Origin of the sequence: Streptomyces griseofuscus (assembly GCF_014673495.1) — a bacterium.
GTDB lineage: Bacteria > Actinomycetota > Actinomycetes > Streptomycetales > Streptomycetaceae > Streptomyces > Streptomyces murinus.
In genome coordinates, this window is record NZ_CP051006.1 from 1,616,739 (window position 1) to 1,633,814 (window position 17,076).

General features: G+C 73.3%; 12 protein-coding genes. 6 read left to right on the plus strand and 6 right to left on the minus strand.

Annotated features, from left to right (window positions below; translation table 11 throughout):
* Positions 1 to 55: 55 nt before the first annotated feature.
* Positions 56 to 1,894 (minus strand): APC family permease, encoded by a 1,839-nt coding sequence (locus tag HEP81_RS07090; RefSeq protein WP_037659529.1) that lies wholly within the window; start codon positions 1,892 to 1,894, stop codon positions 56 to 58.
* Positions 1,895 to 2,161: 267 nt separating this feature from the next.
* Entirely contained in the window at positions 2,162 to 4,681 is a 2,520-nt protein-coding gene (locus tag HEP81_RS07095; protein WP_037659527.1) for a sensor histidine kinase, read from the minus strand.
* Between the two features lie 223 nt (positions 4,682 to 4,904).
* Between HEP81_RS07095 and HEP81_RS07100 the strand changes: the two genes are divergently transcribed.
* From HEP81_RS07100 to HEP81_RS07125, 6 genes are all read left to right on the plus strand, one after another.
* Positions 4,905 to 5,969, plus strand: coding sequence for a lipoate-protein ligase LplAB (locus HEP81_RS07100; RefSeq protein ID WP_037659526.1), 1,065 nt, complete (start codon positions 4,905 to 4,907; stop codon positions 5,967 to 5,969).
* A gap of 296 nt (positions 5,970 to 6,265) precedes the next feature.
* Entirely contained in the window at positions 6,266 to 6,673 is a 408-nt protein-coding gene (locus tag HEP81_RS07105; protein WP_051850420.1) for an SAV_915 family protein, read from the plus strand.
* The gene (locus HEP81_RS07110; RefSeq protein ID WP_037659524.1) at positions 6,670 to 6,975 is read left to right on the plus strand and encodes a DUF6317 family protein; all 306 of its coding nucleotides are present in this window, start codon (positions 6,670 to 6,672) and stop codon (positions 6,973 to 6,975) included. The genes HEP81_RS07105 and HEP81_RS07110 overlap by 4 nt, the downstream gene beginning before the upstream one ends.
* Entirely contained in the window at positions 6,975 to 8,264 is a 1,290-nt protein-coding gene (locus HEP81_RS07115) for a WXG100 family type VII secretion target (protein WP_037659522.1), read from the plus strand. The genes HEP81_RS07110 and HEP81_RS07115 overlap by 1 nt, the downstream gene beginning before the upstream one ends.
* Entirely contained in the window at positions 8,242 to 8,793 is a 552-nt protein-coding gene (locus HEP81_RS07120; protein ID WP_037659520.1) for a hypothetical protein, read from the plus strand. The genes HEP81_RS07115 and HEP81_RS07120 overlap by 23 nt, the downstream gene beginning before the upstream one ends.
* A 99-nt stretch (positions 8,794 to 8,892) precedes the next feature.
* A complete protein-coding gene (locus HEP81_RS07125; RefSeq protein WP_037659579.1) occupies positions 8,893 to 9,579 on the plus strand; it encodes a hypothetical protein in 687 nt (228 codons plus the stop codon).
* A gap of 22 nt (positions 9,580 to 9,601) precedes the next feature.
* On the opposite strand, the gene HEP81_RS07130 is transcribed toward HEP81_RS07125, so the two are convergent.
* The 4 genes from HEP81_RS07130 to HEP81_RS07145 form a co-directional block, all read right to left on the minus strand.
* Positions 9,602 to 10,171, minus strand: coding sequence for an FHA domain-containing protein (locus HEP81_RS07130; RefSeq protein ID WP_078967548.1), 570 nt, complete (start codon positions 10,169 to 10,171; stop codon positions 9,602 to 9,604).
* On the minus strand, positions 10,155 to 12,155 hold the full coding sequence (locus HEP81_RS07135) for an AAA family ATPase (protein WP_051850419.1): 2,001 nt from the start codon (positions 12,153 to 12,155) through the stop codon (positions 10,155 to 10,157). Before HEP81_RS07135 ends, HEP81_RS07130 begins: the two co-directional genes overlap by 17 nt.
* 65 nt (positions 12,156 to 12,220) lie before the next feature.
* Entirely contained in the window at positions 12,221 to 13,840 is a 1,620-nt protein-coding gene (locus HEP81_RS07140) for a hypothetical protein (RefSeq protein WP_037659517.1), read from the minus strand.
* A complete protein-coding gene (locus HEP81_RS07145; protein WP_051850418.1) occupies positions 13,837 to 17,049 on the minus strand; it encodes a protein kinase domain-containing protein in 3,213 nt (1,070 codons plus the stop codon). Before HEP81_RS07145 ends, HEP81_RS07140 begins: the two co-directional genes overlap by 4 nt.
* Positions 17,050 to 17,076: the final 27 nt, after the last annotated feature.

The window sequence follows — 17,076 nt, forward strand, 5'->3', positions numbered from 1 at the left end:
TCTTACGGGGTGTGATCCGTACTGGTCAGTAGGCCCTTGGCGCGCGGTGGCCGGTTCACAGCCGGAAGCGCAGCCGGCAGATCACCGCGTCCGTCTCCCGCCGTACCGCGTGCGCCACGACCGCGCCCCGCTGGTTCTGAAGCAGCCGCTGCCACAGCCGCTCCGGCTCGGCCTCCGGGATCAGTACGGTCACCCGGGTGCCGGGCTCGGCGGCGGCCACGGCACGGACGTACGCGGCGATCGGGCGGCCCAGGCCGTGCCGCTCGGGGGTCAGCCGCACCAGCTCGACGCCCGGGTCCCAGTCCCGCCAGGAGCGTGCGAAGGCGCGGTCCCGCACCCGGTCCTCGGGGTCGGGGGCGCACACGCTGACCGCCCGGACCTCGTCGCCGAGGGAGGCCGCCGCGGTCAGCGCCTCCGAGGTGAGCCGGGACAGCGCGGAGACGGGCACGATGACCAGGGAGCGCTCGCGGTGCGGGGCCCGCGGGAGCAGGCCGAGCCCGAGGCGCGTGTCGATCCGGCCGTAGGCGCGGCGCACGGCCTCGAAGGCGGCGACCAGCGCGGGCAGCGCGAGCACGATCAGCCAGGCGCCCTCGGTGAACTTGCTCGCGGTGACGACGACCGCGGCCACGCCGGTGAGCAGCGCGCCGCCGCCGTTCAGCAGCGCCTTTCCGCGCCAGCCGCGACCGCGCTGCGCGCGCCAGTGCCGGACCATGCCGACCTGGGCGATGGTGAAGCCGACGAAGACGCCGATGGCGAACATCGGGACCAGGGTGTTGGTGTCGCCGCCGGAGAACACCAGCAGTGCGGCCGAGACCGCGGCGAGCGCCAGGACGCCGTGCCGGTGCACCTGGCGGTCGGCCTTCAGGGCGAAGACGTGCGGCGCGTGGTCGTCGCGGGCGAGCAGTTTCAGCAGTACGGGCAGCCCGCCGAAGGAGGTGTTGGCGGAGAGGGCCAGCAGGGTCATCGTGGCGAACTGGATGACGTAGAACGCCGCGTTGTGGCCGAGGGCGGCGTCCGCGAGCTGGGCGAGGACGGTGACGCCCTCGACCGGCTGGAGGTGGAAGCGGCCGATCAGCACGGACAGTCCGATCAGCATCAGGCCGAGTACGGCGCCGAGGGCGATCTCCGCCCGCTGGGCGCGGCGGGTGCGGGGCACCCGGAAGGAGGGCACGGCGTTGGCGATGGCCTCCACGCCGGTCAGCGCGGCGCAGCCGGAGGCGAAGGCCTTCAGCAGGAGCAGGGTGCCCACGGTCGTGGCGTTGTCCGCGACGACCGAGGCGTGCCCGGCCGCGCTCGCCGTGCTCACCGGGTGGTCGCGGAACAGTCCGACGGCGATCAGTACGAAGATCGCACCGATGAACACGGCGGTCGGCACGATGAACGCGCGCGCCGACTCCACGATGCCGCGCAGGTTGACGCCCGTGATCAGGGCGAGCACCGCGAGGCAGAGCCAGAGCCGGTGGCCGTACAGGCCCGGGAAGGCGGACGTCAGGGCGGCGACGCCCGCGGTGACGGCGACGGCGACATTGAGGACGTAGTCCAGGACGAGGGAGGCGGCGGCCACCAGGCCGGTGCGGACGCCGAGGTGTGCCCTCGCGACGGCGTAGGCGCCGCCGCCGTCCGGGAAGGCGGCGATGACCTGCCGGTAGGAGGCGACCAGCACCGCCAGCAGGGCGGCGATGGCGAGCGTCACCGGCAGTGTGAAGCCGAGGCCGCGCGCGCCGGCGCCCGCCAGCACCAGGACGATCGCCTCGGGGCCGTACGCCACGGACGCCATCGCGTCCAGCGACAGTGCCGCGAGACCCGTGACGGCGGTCAGCCGGTGCCGTTCGCCGGTGTCCGGCGGTTCCTCGCCGGCGGGGACGGCATCCGGCTCGGTGGTCAGGACGGACATGGGCGCGTGCTCCTCATCGGTTCGGCCGCGCGCCGGGACGGGGGCGCGCGAGGGCACCCAGCGTCTGCCCGCTCCCCCGCCCCCGCCGACCTCTCCTGTCGCCTTCTTCGCGCTCGACGTGCCTGTTTTGACGGGACGTTGACGGATCGGCACGGCCACGCCCCCGACCAGCCGCGTACCGGTCCCGAGGTGTCCGGCGCCGCGCCCGTCCGGTCGTCGTCGTCCGGGCTCCGGGTGTGCCGCCCGACCGCCCGCTGCCGTCGTCCGTCACCGTGGTGGTGTGCAACTTCCTTGCCGGGGCCGGTCCGTGCCGTGGATGTGTGCGGTGTTCTCGGCGCGGCCCCCGACCGGCAGCGAGACGACCATCGTGAGTCCCCCGCCGGGCGTGTCCTCCGGGCTCAGCGTGCCGTTCATCGCCTCGGTCAGGCCGCGGGCCAGGGCGAGACCGAGGCCGAGGCCGGTGGTGTTGTCGGTGTCGCCGAGGCGCTGGAAGGGCTCGAAGAGGCGCTCGCGGCCGTCGGCGGGGAGGCCGGGACCCCGGTCGACCACCCGCAGTTCCACCCGCCCGGCCAGGGCGCTGGCCGTGATCAGCGCCTTCTTCCCGGCGGGCGAGTGCCGCGCGGCGTTGCCGACCAGGTTGGCCAGCACCCGTTCCAGCAGCGGTGGGTCGGCCAGCACCGGCGGGATCCCCTCCAGGTCCGCCGCCTCGGCGCCCGGTTCGTCCGCGAGGACGATCGGCAGCACCTCCTCAAGCGAGGTCTCCCGCAGGTTCAGGGTGAGCGCCCCGGCCTCCAGGCGGCTGAGGTCGAGCAGGTTCTCCACCAGGCGGTTGAGCTTGGCCATGGACTCGTCGGCGGTGGCGAGGAGTTCCTCGCGGTCCTCGGTGGAGAAGGCCACGTCGCGGCCGCGCAGGGAGGTGACGGCGGCCCAGCCGGCGGCCAGCGGGGTGCGCAGATCGTGGCCGACGGCCCGCAGCAGCGCGGTGCGCAGCCGGTCCGCGGCCCGCACCGGCTCCACCTCGGCCGCCGCCTCGGCCAGCCGGGCCCGCTCCACGGCCGAGCCGACATGCGCGGCGAACGCGGCGAGCACCCGCCGTTCGGACGAGGAGAGGGTACGGCCGCGCAGCGCGAGGAAGGCGCCGGGTCCCGCCGGTACGGCGGTCACCCCGGGCGCGTCCGGCGGCTCGTCCAGGAGGTCCGCGAAGTCCATGCCGAACGTCTCCCGGGTGCGCTCCAGCAGCGCCGGGATGGTCGCCTCGCCGCGCACGATGCTGCCCGCCAGCGAGGACATGGTCTCCGCCTCGGCCGTCGCCCGCGCCGAACGCCGGGACAGGCGCAGGGAGCGGTCCACGACGGCGGCCACCACGGCCGCGACGACCACGAACACGGCGAGCGCCACAAGGGCGTTGGGCTCGGCGAGCGTGAACGCGCCGACGGGCGGGATGAACCAGTAGTTGAGCAGCAGGGACGCCGTCATCGACGCGATCACCGCCGAGGCGACCCCGCCTATGCAGGCCACGCCCACCACCGTGAGCAGGAACAGCAGGGCCTCGCTGGTGAGGTTGAGGGTGCCGCGCAGCTGGGCGAGTACGGCGGTGAGCAGCACCGGCAGCACCAGCCCTGCCACCGGTCCCGCGATCAGCCGGGCCGGGGACAGGGTGCGCCGCCGGGACGGCAGCAGGGTGCCGCGCCCGGCCCGCTCATGGGTGACGCGGTGCACATCGATGTCGCCGGACAGCACGGTGACGGTCTCTCCGGTGCCGGGCCCGGTGAGGAAGCGCGCGAGCCGGCCCCGTCTGCTGGTGCCGAGGACCAGCTGGGTGGCGTTCTCGGCGCGGGCGAACTCCACCAGGGTGGCGGCCACATCGTCGCCGACGACCGAGTGGTAGCTGCCGCCCAGGTCCTCCACCAGCCGCCGCTGCCGGGCCAGCGAGGCGTGCGAGACCCCGGCGGCGAGCCCGTCGCTGCGGGCCACGTGCACGGCGAGCAGGTCGCCGCCCGCGGACCGGTCGGCGATGCGGGCGGCCCGCCGTACCAGGGTGTCGCCCTCGGGGCCGCCGGTCAGCGCGACGACGACCCGCTCCCTGGTCTCCCAGACCCGCCCGATGCCGTGCCGGAAGCGGTACTCCTGGAGCGCCTCGTCCACCCGGTCGGCCACCCACAGCAGCGCCAGTTGGCGCAGCGCCGTCAGATTGCCGGGCCGGAAGTAGTTGGCGAGCGCCGCGTCGATGGCCTCGGGCGGGTAGATGTTGCCGTGCGCCATCCGGCGGCGCAGCCCCTCGGGCGGCATGTCGACCAGCTCGATCTGCCGGGCGCGGCGCACCACCTCGTCGGGGACGGTCTCGTGCTGCGGCACTCCGGTGATCTTCTCGACCACGTCGTTGAGGGACTCCAGGTGCTGGATGTTGAGCGCGGTGACGACATCGATGCCGGCGGCGAGCAGGATCTCGATGTCCTGCCAGCGCTTGGCGTTGCGGCCCTCGCCGGGGACGTTGCTGTGCGCGCACTCGTCCACGATCGCCACCTGCGGGCGCCGCGCCAGGACCGCGCCCAGGTCCATCTCCTCGAACCGGCCGCCCCGGTAGGAGCAGGCGGCGCGGGGGACGTGCTCCAGGCCGTCGAGCATCGCCTCGGTGCGCGGCCTGCCGTGGCACTCGGCGAAGCCGACCACCACGTCCGCGCCGCGGGCGGCACGGCGCCGCCCCTCGTCGAGCATCCGGTAGGTCTTGCCGACCCCGGGGGCCGCGCCGAGGTAGACCTTCAGTCGTCCGGGCCGTACGTCACTCATCGCCGCCGACGCGCTCCGCTCCTGATCCGGCTCCCCGCACGGGAGGGTTCCTTCCCCCAAGGAAGCGGCCGGGCACGGCGGGCGGTGCGGCCGTTAGCGCTTCCTTGGCGGCGCGCCCGAGGACCTTGACACCGTTTTGACGGAGCCTGGGCGCAGCGGCCCGCGGGGAACACCCCGGGGCGGCGGTGCGTTGATCACGCTGAGGGAAACGGAGGCCCAGACGGTGCACGGAGAGTACAAGGTGCCCGGCGGCAAGCTGATCGTCGTGGATGTGGAGACGGACGGCGGCGTGCTGCGCGACGTCCGGGTGGCGGGGGACTTCTTCCTGGAGCCGGACGAAGCGCTGGACGCGGTGAACGGCGCGCTGGAGGGCGCCCCCGCGGGCACCGACGCGGCCGGGCTCGCCGCGCGGATCGAGGCGGCGCTGCCCGCGGGCACGGTGATGTACGGGCTGACGGCGGAGGGCATCGCGATCGCGGTGCGCCGCGCGCTGGCGCACGCCACCGACTGGACCGACTACGACTGGCAGTTGATCCATGAGGGCCCCCAGTCCCCGGCCCTGCACATGGCCCTGGACGAGGTGCTGACCGCCGAGGTGGCCGCGGGCCGGCGCCCGCCGACGCTGCGGGTGTGGGAGTGGGGCGCCCCCGCGGTGATCATCGGCAGCTTCCAGTCGCTGCGCAACGAGGTGGATCCGGACGGCGCCGCCCGCCACGGCATCGAGGTGGTGCGGCGGATCTCCGGCGGCGGCGCGATGTTCGTGGAGCCCGGCAACACCATCACGTACTCCCTGTCGGTGCCCGAGTCCCTGGTGCACGGCCTGTCCTTCCAGGACAGCTACGCCTATCTGGACGACTGGGTGCTGGCCGCGCTCGCCGACATGGGCATCCGGGCCTGGTACCAGCCGCTGAACGACATCGCCACCGAGCAGGGCAAGATCGCGGGCGCTGCGCAGAAGCGGGTCGTGGGACCCGGCGGCGGCCCGGGCGCCGTGCTGCATCACGTGACCATGTCGTACGACATCGACGCCGACAAGATGACCGAAGTACTGCGCATCGGCCGGGAGAAGCTGTCGGACAAGGGGACACGGAGCGCGAAGAAGCGGGTGGACCCGCTGCGCCGGCAGACCGGGCTGGCCCGTGAGGCCGTCATCGACCGCATGATCGACTCCTTCCGCGCGCGCTACGGCCTCGCACCGGGCAAGGTCACCGACGAGGAGCTGGCGCGGGCCAGGGAACTGGCGCGGACGAAGTTCACCACCGGGGAGTGGACCGCCCGGGTGCCGTAACCGCTCCCTCACGCAGCGGCACGATTCAGGGGCGGGTCAAGGCATGCCCATGCCCCGATCAAGCCGGTGTATGGGTTCCGTGCATGTCCAGGTCACCGGCCCCGACAAAGCCGGATTTGCCCCGCCGTCCGCTGGCTACCGTGGTCGGGCCTGAATCGGCCATGCACGACCACGGGGAAGAGGTGACGGCGGTGACGGCGCCGATACGTTCACGCCTGCTCGATTTCGTGGAGGCGGAGCCTGGACCGCCGGGCGGAGGGCTTCCGGAGGAGGGAGCGCGACCGAGGCGTTCGGCTTTGTCGGACCTGGCGGAGTCGGCGCCCGCACCGCGCGCGGCCTCGGACGACCGGCCCGTACCCCGGCCGGGAGTACCCGCCTACCACACGCCGGTGTTCGTGCCGGCGCATCCGAGGTCCGTCGTGGCCACGGGCTCGGACGGCCGCCCGGCGCGTGTCCCGTTCGTCGTCTTCGAGCTCTTCGAGCATCCCGCGCACGGCATGGCGGCTCTCGCCTTCACCACGCTGGAGAAACTGGTCGAGGCGCTCGGCGAGGCACAGCCCTGGGCGGCCACCTCGCTCGGCCCGCTGGCCGAGGGCGTGGCCGACCAGGATGTGACGGTCCTGCTGGACCCGCGACTCGCGCCCGGAGAACCCAACTGGCGGCCGGAGGACCTGGCCGCCTACGTACAGGAGGTACGCCGGTGACGGCCGACTTCAAGGTCATCTACGACGACCTCAGCACGCTCGCGAAGACCTTCCACCACCAGGCCGGCGACTACCGCAAGCTCGCCCCGGACGTGTCCCCGGCCATCGTCAGCGGCGGCGACCCGGCACTGGACTCCGCGATCAAGGAGGTCGCCGACCTCGTCATCGCCCTGCACACCGGGCTCGCCGACCGCATGGACGACCACAGCGACAAGGCCGCCTATGCACGGGACTCCTTCCACCGCCACGACATCGACATCCACGGTCTCTTCTCCGACCTCACCCCGGAGGACTGGAACTGATGGGCGACAGCTGGGTAGGCGGCGACATCGGCGGCCTCCACACCATGGCCACCACGTACAAGAACGCCAAAGAAAAGCTGGAGGGCGTGGTCAAGCCTCTGAGCAAGGCCGTCGACAAGCTGGCGAGCGACGCGAGCTGGAAGGGCGAGGCGGCCGAGGCATTCCGTTCCATGTGGAGCGAGGACGCGGTCACGGCCGCCGGTTTCGCCGAACTGGTCCACGCGGCCGGTGAGATCATCGGGACGCTCGCCGACGACCTCACCACGTGCGAGACGTCTCTGCAGAACGCCGAGCACGTCGCGGCCCGCAAGGGTGTGGCGACGGACCCCAAGGGCGCCCCGGTGCCGATCATGACGGCGAATCCTCCGAGCGCGGACGACCAGAAGACCATCTCCGCGATGAACGAGTACGCGAAGGTGCGCAACGGCATCCTGCACACGGCGCAGCACGCGCGGCTGGTGGCGGCGCAACAGTTGCAGGCGCTGTACGACCAGGTGACCAAGAAGGACGACTCCGTGTCCCCCGGGGACAAGGTCACCCTCTACGACGCGCTGCGCGGGCTGTACGCGTACGACGCCGAGGACGCGCGGGCCGGTGGCAAGAAGGCGCGGGAGAAACTCGACGACGCCAAGCAGGCGGCACAGGACGCCAAGAAGGAGCTGCGCGCCGAGCGCAAGGCGTACCAGAAGGCGGGCAAGGCACTGCCCAAGGACCTGCCTGCGAAGAGCGCCTACCGGGACGCGGTCACCAAGGTCGACGCGCTGGAGGACGACATCGCCCGCGCCGAGCACGGCAGCACCAAGTTGCCGTACGACCGCGCCCTGAACGTCAAGCTCGTCGACGCCGCGGAGGCGCTGCGCCTCGGCAAGGGACTTGAGGTGGTTCCGGACGTGCTCAAGGAACTTCCCGTGCTGGACATCGCCGCGGCCGGTACCTGCGGGCTGCTGGAGGCCAAGGACGACCACGACAAGGGGTGGTCCTGGCAGCGGTCCATCGCCACCGACGAGGGAGCCAACGTCGGTGGTCTGGTCGTCGGCGGCGTCGTGGCGGGCGCTTTGCTGCCGGCCGAGGCGCCCGCCCTGGCCGTGGCGGCGGTGGGTGTGGGAGCGGCCGTTCTCGCGACCGGGGTCATCGACCACTCCCTGCACGAGCACTGGAGCGAGGACATCCACGATCACGGGGTGATCGGCGGCGTCGCAGTGGGCACCGGGCACGTGCTCAGTGACACCGGAAAGGATGTCGGACGTATGGGGAAGGACATCTGGCATGGCGTCAAAAGCATCTTCTGAGACGCGTCCGGCGGGAGGCCGAGCCGAGATTCCGTCCCTGCCTCAGCTCGGCACCACCTGGTACGAGCACGGCGCCCGCTATTGGCTGCGCCGCGCCTGGATCGCCTTCGGTCTCCTCGTCGTGTCGGCTCTCCTGGTGTTCTTCTCGCTGAGTCTCTACGACGGGTTCACCAGCGAGTGGTCGCCGGCCGCGCGGACGGCGGCGGACTGGGTTCAGATCGCCGGCTCGTGTATTGCCGTGGTCTGGGGATGGCTGAAGCAGCGCCGGGACCACCGGGCGGGCCTGCTCGATCCGCCCGGCCCGCTGGACAGCGCCTCCGCGCGGCGCGACCACAACCGGCGTACCCCGGGACTGGTCGCGGCCGGACGCGGCCTCTTGCTCGTGCTCGCCCCGGTCATGCCGATGGTGGCGGCCTGGTGCGTCGGCTGGTTCCTGGCCCACCTCACGGTGCGCGAGTACCCGAGCGAGGTCGGTGCCCGCCGCTGGCTGGAGGCGCAAAAGGGGCGGAGCGGCACGTTCCGAAGGTGAGTCCGTGACCGCTCGGACACCCAGCGGGTTCGCGCTTCCACCGCACAGGCAGTCGTGTGACACTGTCGTCCCCGTCCCCCCTCCCACGAGATGTGCGCCGTGCGTTCTCTGCCTCTGCCGCTCGCCCTCACCGCCCGACTGACCCCGGTCGCGGTCCTCGCCTGCGCCGGGTGGGCGCTGTCCACCGGCCCCGCCGCGCCCCAGGCGGCCACCGGGCACCGGTCCGGGGCGAGCACACCCGACCGGTCGTCGTCCTCCGCCGCGCCCTCCGCCTCGGCCGCGGCGAAGACGTACTCCACCGCCTCCTCGCCCTGCTCCGCCGTGTCCGCCTCGATCGTCGGCGACCTGGTACCCGGCGCGAAGCCGGCCGGCAAGGAGATCCCCTCGACCGACCCGAAGCTGCGCCGCACCTGCTCCTGGAACGCCCTGCACGGCTACGCGTACCACTGGCTCGACATCTCCTACGAGATCAGCGGCTCCGCGGACGAGGCCAAGCAGGAGTTCCAGCAGCAGGTGAGCCGGAAGAGCGGCGGCGGGACCGTGCCGGGGCTCGGGGACGGCGCGTACTCCGTGGTCAACCTGTCCACCGAGGACAAGCAGCAGACCCGCGAGGGCGTGGTGATGGTGCGCGTCTCCAACGCGCTGGTCGTGGTGACGTACAGCGGCAGCGACTTCGACACCAAGAAGGCGCCGGGGACGGACGAGATCAACAAGGGGGCCATCAAGGTGGCGCGGGCGGCGGTCGGGGCGCTCGGGGGCGGGCAGTCCGGGTCCGGGTCCGGCTGATCGTCGTGCTGCCCGCCCTCCGCTAGGGCGCCGCGTTAGCGGGTTCCTCCTCGATGCCCCGGACGACGAAGTCGACCTCCGGGCCGAGGTCGACCCGGTCTCCGTCGCGCAGCCGGACCGGGGAACCCGGTACCAGGACACGGTCGTTGACCCGGGTGCCGTTGCTGGCGCCACGCGGCACCTCGGTCAGCCAGGCGGCCCCGTCCGGGGTGTGCACGAGGGTCGCGTGCCGGGCCGACACCGTCTCCTCGTCGGCCATGAGTCCGGCCGCCTCGGGGGCCCAGCTCTCGCTGCGCCCCAGCCGGATCTCCGAGCCGCGCGGTACGTCGAGGTGCCGGCCCCCGCCGCGGAAGACCAGCCGCAGCACACCTCCCGCGAGGCGGCGCGCCTGCGGGCCCGAGGCGCCGACCGGGTTCAGGCATCCGGGGCACACGCCCGCTCCGGCGGGGACGACGGCGGAACACCGTGCGCAGCGTTCGCCGACGGGAGGCGGCGGGGGCGGCGGAGGCGGGGCCTTGACGACCGGGTCGATGACGTCCCAGTCGTCCTCGTCGTCGTACTCCTCGTCGAGGTCGTCAGGCGCCTGAGGCATCCACGGCCCCCTTCTTGATCACCACTGTGGTGTCCACCCGCCCGCTCTCGGTCTCCCGTACGTCGGTCACCACGACCGTGCTGCCCGGCCCGAGGTCGGGCGCCGCGAACAGCTCCCGGGCCAGCGGGTTGATGAGATGCGTCTCCAGCACCATGCCGATGCCCCGGCCGCCGTTCCACTTGTCCCGTGTGCAGTGGTCCAGGAGTTCGCGCCGGGCGTTGTCCTCGATCTCCAGGGCGAGCTGGTGCCCCTGGGCCAACTGGCGCTGGATATTGCCCACTTGGAGGTCGAAGATGCGCTCCGCGATCGGCGTGGAGATGAAGTCGAAGACGACGACATTGCCGCCGATCCGGTTCATCAGCTCCGGACGGCCGATGACCTGCTCGAAGTGCTTCTTGACGTTGTCCTTGACCGTGGCCTCCAACTCTTTGTAGGGCGTGCCCGGTTCGACGATCCACTCGCGTTCCTTGGTGTCCGGGTCGGTGCGCTGGACGCCGAGGTTGGAGGTGAAGATGAGCACGCACTCGCTGAAGTAGGTGGTGACCCCCTGGCCGTCGGTGAGCCGGCCGTCCTCCAGGACCTGGAGGAACTTGTCGAGGATGCCCTTGTCGGCCTTCTCGATCTCGTCGAAGAGGATGACGCGGAAGGGGTTCTCCCGTACGGCGGAGGTCAGTTCACCACCCGCCTCGTAGCCGACGTATCCGGGCGGCGCGCCCACCAGCCGGTCGGCGGAGTGCGCGGCCGAGAACTCGCTCATGTCGAAGCGGAGATACGCCTGGTCGCTGTCGAAGAGCACGGAGGCCACGGCCTTGGCCAGTTCGGTCTTGCCGGTTCCGGTCGGCCCGGCGAAGAACAGCACACCGCGCGGCCGGTGCCCCGGGTTGGTGGCCTGCGCCCCGGAGAGTCCCAGCGCGGCCCGCTTCAGGATGTCCAGGGTCATCGCCACGGCCGCCTCCTGCCCCAACACCCGCCGGGGGATGGACCGTTCGTTGGCCGGATCCTCGCCGTCGAGGATGCGCCGGCGGATCTCGCCCCGGCTCCAGGGGTTCTTCTCCACACCGAGCCGGTAGATCCGTACGGCGTCGGGCATGGCGGTGAACGGCATGCCCCGGGAGCGGGCGAGCTTCACGCTCTCCTCCATGGCCCGCAGGCTCAGTCCGGTGGCCGCCCGGGCGAACGCGCCGACGGACCGCGCCGCCTCCTCCGCGTCGGTGTCGCCGGACGAGGCAGCGGCGCCGCCCGAGCCCTTCCCGGCGTACCGGCCGTAGCGCTCGCGCAGCAGCCGCGCCATCGTCGTACGTTCATCCGCGTCCGGCTCCGGTACGGCGACGGCCCGGATCCGCTCGCTGCCGGAGATCAGCCAGCCCGGTATGTCCCGCTCCCCCTCGGCGAGCCAGATCACCGGGTTGAACCGGCCCGGCTCGTTCGGCACGACGGGGTTGCCAGTCCAGGGCTCCAACGGCTCGGCCTCGGTGGCGAGTTTGAGGCAGGCGAGGAAGAAGTCCCGTTCGTCGGGGGTCAGCCGGGACGGGTCGGTGAGCAGGCGGGAGGCGTGGTCGACGACCAGCGCCACCCGCAGCGGCCGCAGCCGGCGCCCGTCCCGCAGCATCTCCTCGCGCTGCTCCGCCCAGCCGGTGGTGATGTTCCGCATCTGGTCGAGCACCGCCTGGCGTTGGGCGGCGTTCTGGCCGGGGAACTCGCGCGGGCCCTGGAGCAGTTCCTCCAGGGCGGTCCGGGTCTCCCCGTCCCCGGCCGCCACATGGAATCCGCCCACCTGGTCGCAGAGCACCAGCGCCTGGTAGCCGATCTCCCGCAGCGGGTTCCACAGCACGTCGAGCAGCGGATGGAACCGGTCCCGGCCGCGCCGGTTCACCAGATGCAGATCGCGGATGTTGCCGTGCAGGACGTACTGCGCGTGCACGCCGAGCGTGCCGATCAGCTCCTCCACGAAGGGCGGGAGCCGGTCTTCCTTGGACAGTTCCATCGTTCCTCCCCCTGGCACGCGGAACCGGGCCGCGTGCGGGCATGGTGCTCAGTGGTGCCGGCGGTTCAACGGTGTTCCCGGCGGCGCTCGGCACCGTCGACGGTCTTGTGCAGCGGGCCTGCCCCGCGCGCGTCCGGCGGCGGGGCGGTTTTCCCCCGGAGCGGCTCGTCGAGCGACACGGCGTTCTCCCCCGGTATGCCGGGCAGCGCCCCCTCGGTCCGTACCTGGAACTCGATGTCGAGCCCCATGTCCTTGATGATCGCCTGGAGTTCGGCGAGCCGTTCGGGGGTCTCCGCGCAGCGGGCGTCGTCGAGGGCGCGCTGCGCGGGGGTCCGCTCCGGGCCACCCCGGTACATGGCCGCGACCCTCAGCTCGCCGTCGGCCAGGGTCGCCCTGAGCCAGTGATCGGGCTCCCAGCCGTCCGGCGTCCAGTCGAGACGGATCTCCTGCCCCTCGGGCCGGCCGGCCTCGGTGGGCCCGCCGAACCTCCTGGCCAGTTCCTCGACGGCCCTGGCGCACTGGTCACGTACATAGATGGTCTCCAGCGCGCAGCGCCGCTCCTCCACGGCGCGTTCGACCAGCTCCAGTTCGTCGCGGGTCAGCGGGACCGCGTCGTCCAGGGTCCGGCGCAGCAGTTCCACGGCCTTCGGCGCCGGGGCCAGGTCCTCGGCGCCCTCCGGGGTCTCGTAGACGAGGAAGTCGTAGTGCAGCGCGGCGCGTTCCTGGGCCTCCCGGGTCAGGCGGGCGTCCTTGTTGGCGTCGCGGACGTACTTTCGGGCCTCGTTGAGATGGATGCGCGCCCTGCGCGGGTCCTCGGCCGCGCGGCGCACGGCGTGCCGGACGGCTCCCGCGGCGAGTTCGGCGGCCTCGGAGACGGCGTAGGGGTCGAGGCCACCGAGGATCTCCGCCCCGGCGGCGCGGACCTCGGCGGCGTCCGGTCCTGGGCGGGGGCCGCGGTCGGCGGTCGGCCGGGGCATCCGGCGTTCCTCGGCCTCGGCGGTGCGCTCAGCGCCGAACCGGTCCAGCGCCCGCCGCCGGCTCGCGCGCAGGGCGTCCTGCCAGGCGTCGTCGCCCTCGTCCAACCGCAGTTCCGCGCCGAGGCGTTGCTGCTCCCACGCGGCATGCCGCTCCTCCGCGCGGCGCAGGTCCTCCTCGAAACGCGCCAATTGCTGGCGCAGAGCGCCCAGTTGCTCGCCGACCGGCTCCAGCGGCGGCGGCAGATCGGGGCGCGGCGGGGCCCCGCCCGGGCCGCCCCCGGCGGCGGCCCGGGCCACCCGGGCCGCCAGGGCGCGCCTGCGGGCGTTGAGCCGTACGGCGGCGAACGCGGCGTCCCGCCACTGCTCGGCGGCCGTCGCGGCCAGCGCCTGCTGCCGTTCCAGACAGCGCTGCTCCTCCCCGGCCCGTACCGCCGCGGCGGCGAGCGCCCGGGTGGTCAGCAGGGCGGCCCGGCCGACGAGCAGGATCCCGCTGAGCGAGCCGAGCGCCTGGAGCGCGGCGTCGCCGGCCTGATGCACCAGGTGCTGGACCGCGTCGCCTGCGTGGGAGGAGAGGTGACCGCCCACGCCGTGCGTGTGGAGCATGCCGGTGTGCGGCAGCGTCTGGGCATCGACGGGCGGCGGGGGCGGCGGAAAGGCCACGGTGGGCGCCACCATGTCCACCATCGGGAAGGCGAGACCCGAACTCATGCCTGTCCTCCTGTGCTCTCGGACTCCGTCTCCGCCGCCGTCTCGGACGGGGTCGCGGAGGTCGTCTCGGTTGTCGTGGGGGGTGTGCTCGCGGGCGTCGAGGCGGGGGTGGTCGCAGGCGCCGCGGAGGGCGTGGCCTCGGACGTGGCCGCGGGAGACGTCGAGGGCGTGCCCGCAGGCGTCGTCGCGGGCGGCGCGGACGTCCCTGCGGGCGTCGTCACGGCTGTCGCCTCGGGCTCCGCCGCGGACTGTGACTCCTCCGTCGTCCCGACCGGCGCACCGGCTGCTGTCCCCGGCATCGTCCCGGCCGGTGCCTCAGAGCGTGCCTCGACGGTCGTAGCGGACCGCGGCCTGGGCTCCGCCTCAACGGTCGTGGCGGACGTCCCCGCGGGCGTCGTCACGCCTGGCGCCTCGGGCTCCGCCGCGGACTGTGACTCCTCCGTCGTACCGACCGGCGCACCGGCTGCTGTCCCCGGCATCGTCCCGGCCGGTGCCTCGGAGCGTGCCTCGACGGTCGTAGCGGACCGCGCCCCGGACTCCGCCTCAACGGTCGTGGCGGAACGCGCCTCGGGCCGTCGCCCCTCGGCCGTCGTAGCGGAGCGCCCCTCGGCCGTCGTAGCGGAGCGCCTCTCGGCCGTCGTAGCGGACCGCGTCTCGGCGGTCGCGGCGGACCACGTCCCCACCGTCGTCTCGGGCCGCTGCGGGCCCCCTGCCCGCCGTGCCCGCTGTGCGCGGCGCGCCCGTCGTCGGGCCGGCAACCGGCGCGGGTTCCATCGGTACAGCCGGTTGCCCCGCCCTCGTCGGCGGCGCTCGTGGCGGCCGCGCCACCACCAGGTCAGCAGCCGCCGCAGGTCCCATTCGGGCTCGGGGTCGAGCGGCAGTCCGGCGGCCCGCAGGCGTCGGCGCTCGTGGCGGCCGCGCCACCAGGCCAGCAGTCGGCGCAGGCTCCACTCGGACTCCGGGTCGTGGGGCCGGCGCAACCGCCGGTGGGCCAGGCATCGGCGGACGCTCCACACCGCGACGGCGACCGCCGAGGCGAGCGGCCACACCCAGGGCGCGAGAACGATCGCGTAGAAGCCGAGGAAGACCGCGAGCACGAGCAACGCCGCCGTGATGTAGCGGCCGGCCCGGGTGCGCGCCAGTCGGCCGGGGCGTTCCGCGTGCCGGATCAGCAGGCCCGCGAGCGATCTCTCCGGATGGTAGAAGGGCGGCCCGATGTACGCGGCGGTCCACAGCTCCACCGCGAAGACGAACGCGGCCGCGGGCAGCGCCTCCAGCCAGGCCGTCACGACCGCGTCCTCTGGGGCACGCCCCAGTACGTCGGCGAGGCCGATGACGAAGGTCCAGGGTGCCGTGACGAGCGTGGCGCCGAGCAGGGCCCAGCCCAGGGTGGGCAGCCGGTCCAGGCGCCGTAGTACGGCGAGGAGTCCGGCCTGGTCCGCCGCGAGCATCCGGTCGGTCTCCTGGACCAGCCGCCGCCGTCGGAGCTCCTCGGCCGCGAACCGGGCCTGGCCGTACAGGAGATGCGCGGCGAGCAGCCGCAGGTCGTCCTCCCGGGCATCCAGCAGTGCGTCGAACCAGGGGACGCGCTCCGGGAGTTGGGCGCGCCTGCGCAGGATGTCGTCGGTGAGCCGGCTCCTGGTGCGTTCCGGTTCGCGTGCCAGCTGGAGCAGCCAGGCGTCGACCGCGACGGTCCGCCGCAGGGCCGCCGCGGCGCCGGGGAGGGCGCCGATCTCATGGCCGCGCAGCTCCCTGACCGTGGGTTCCCAGCCGGCTCGCAGGGTGCGCCAGGCGCGGCCCGTCTCGTCCAGTCCGTGGCCGCCGGGCCGCTGGGCGAGCCCGGTCAGTACGGCGGGCTGCTCCGCGAGATGCCGGAGCAGGGAGACGGCGTCGACGTGCCCGTCCCTGGCCCCCTGGCACAGCAGCCGCATGCCTCGTACGTCCAGGTCCGCTCCGTGCCAGGAGACGTCGAGGCCGGGGCCGAGCCAGTTGAGGAGTCGTACCACGGTGCCGACGGACGGCGGCCGTTCCAACTCGGTCCGCAGAGCGGCGAGTCGGCGCAGTTCCTCGGGGCTTCGGTCGCCGACGCTCTCGAACTGGCCAAGCCATTCGACGAGTCGGGCCCGGTCGTCGGCGGCGGCCAGCATGCGGGCCGCGGAGACGTGGTTCTGGTCCAGGTGCAGGGCGAGCGCGTCGGTCCCGATGAACTCCCGGCCCATGAACGGAAAGGGCCGGATGGCCCGGCGCGTCTCCTCGTCGCCGTAGATCCGCTCGTCGGTGCGCGGGGCGACGTCGGGGTCCTTGCCGTCCAGCCAGTCCCCCACCTGCTCGGCGTGCCAGCGCTTCTCGGGGGCCCGGGTGAGCAGGCCCTCGCAGAGCCGCCGGGTCCTGCGGTCGCCGATGCCGCTCAGGTCGGGGTCGTGCGTGGCGATCTCCGCCAGCACCTCCTCGTCGCGGCGGAAGTCGACCGGGTGTCTGCCGAGGGCGAGTTGGGCGATCACCATGCCGAGCGACCACCAGTCGCCGGCCTCGGAGACGGTCTGCCGCAGCAGTCCGGCCTCGGGCGCGAGGTAGAGGGGCTTGCCCCGCCAGTCGGTGCGGGGCTCCTCGGCCTCGTCGGGCCGGTGGACGGCGGCGCCGAAGTCGATGAGGACGAGGTCGGCCGTGTCCGCGCGGCGGGTCTGCACCATGATGTTGTCGGGGGTGATGTCCCGGTGCACGACGCCCCGTTCGTGCAGGGCGGTGACGGCTTCGTACAGCTGGCTCACCAGGCTTTGGACGACCTCGGGGCGCAGCCCGTCCGGGTGGTCGTCGTGGTATCCCGCCAGGTCCTCCTCGCCGTGCGACCAGTACAGGTGCCAGGGGTGGCCGTGCGCCTCGCCGGTCTCCAGGAGCCGTTCCAGATGGGGGGCTTCCTCCTCGGCGAGCTCCCGCAGCTCCTGCTCGACGTCGGGTCCCGGCGCGTGCAGCCGGTGGTACCACTTGAGGACCAGGGGTATCTCGGGCGCCCCATGACGGACCGTCAGGTCGCGTACCCTGAGCACCACGGCCTCGGCGGGCCGCCGCACCCGGGACAGCTCGGCGACGAGCAGGAACCGGTCCGCCAGCTCCGGAGGCACCTCGGAAAGGACCGGACGCGTCTCCACGGCATAGGCGTTGGTGAAACCGCCCTGCTCCAGGGGGACGACTCGGGTGGGCGGCGTGCTCATCGACTTCCGATCTTCCGGGAAACACGC

Excerpts from the sequence above, each read along its gene's own strand:
- HEP81_RS07145 (WP_051850418.1), bottom strand. The coding sequence starts at position 17,049 with ATGAGCACGCCGCCCACCCGAGTCGTCCCCCTGGAGCAGGGCGGTTTC.
- HEP81_RS07120 (WP_037659520.1), top strand. The coding sequence starts at position 8,242 with ATGGCGTCAAAAGCATCTTCTGAGACGCGTCCGGCGGGAGGCCGAGCC.
- HEP81_RS07130 (WP_078967548.1), bottom strand. The coding sequence starts at position 10,171 with ATGCCTCAGGCGCCTGACGACCTCGACGAGGAGTACGACGACGAGGAC.
- HEP81_RS07135 (WP_051850419.1), bottom strand. The coding sequence starts at position 12,155 with ATGGAACTGTCCAAGGAAGACCGGCTCCCGCCCTTCGTGGAGGAGCTG.
- HEP81_RS07095 (WP_037659527.1), bottom strand. The coding sequence starts at position 4,681 with ATGAGTGACGTACGGCCCGGACGACTGAAGGTCTACCTCGGCGCGGCC.
- HEP81_RS07140 (WP_037659517.1), bottom strand. The coding sequence starts at position 13,840 with ATGAGTTCGGGTCTCGCCTTCCCGATGGTGGACATGGTGGCGCCCACC.
- HEP81_RS07115 (WP_037659522.1), top strand. The coding sequence starts at position 6,975 with ATGGGCGACAGCTGGGTAGGCGGCGACATCGGCGGCCTCCACACCATG.
- HEP81_RS07090 (WP_037659529.1), bottom strand. The coding sequence starts at position 1,894 with ATGTCCGTCCTGACCACCGAGCCGGATGCCGTCCCCGCCGGCGAGGAA.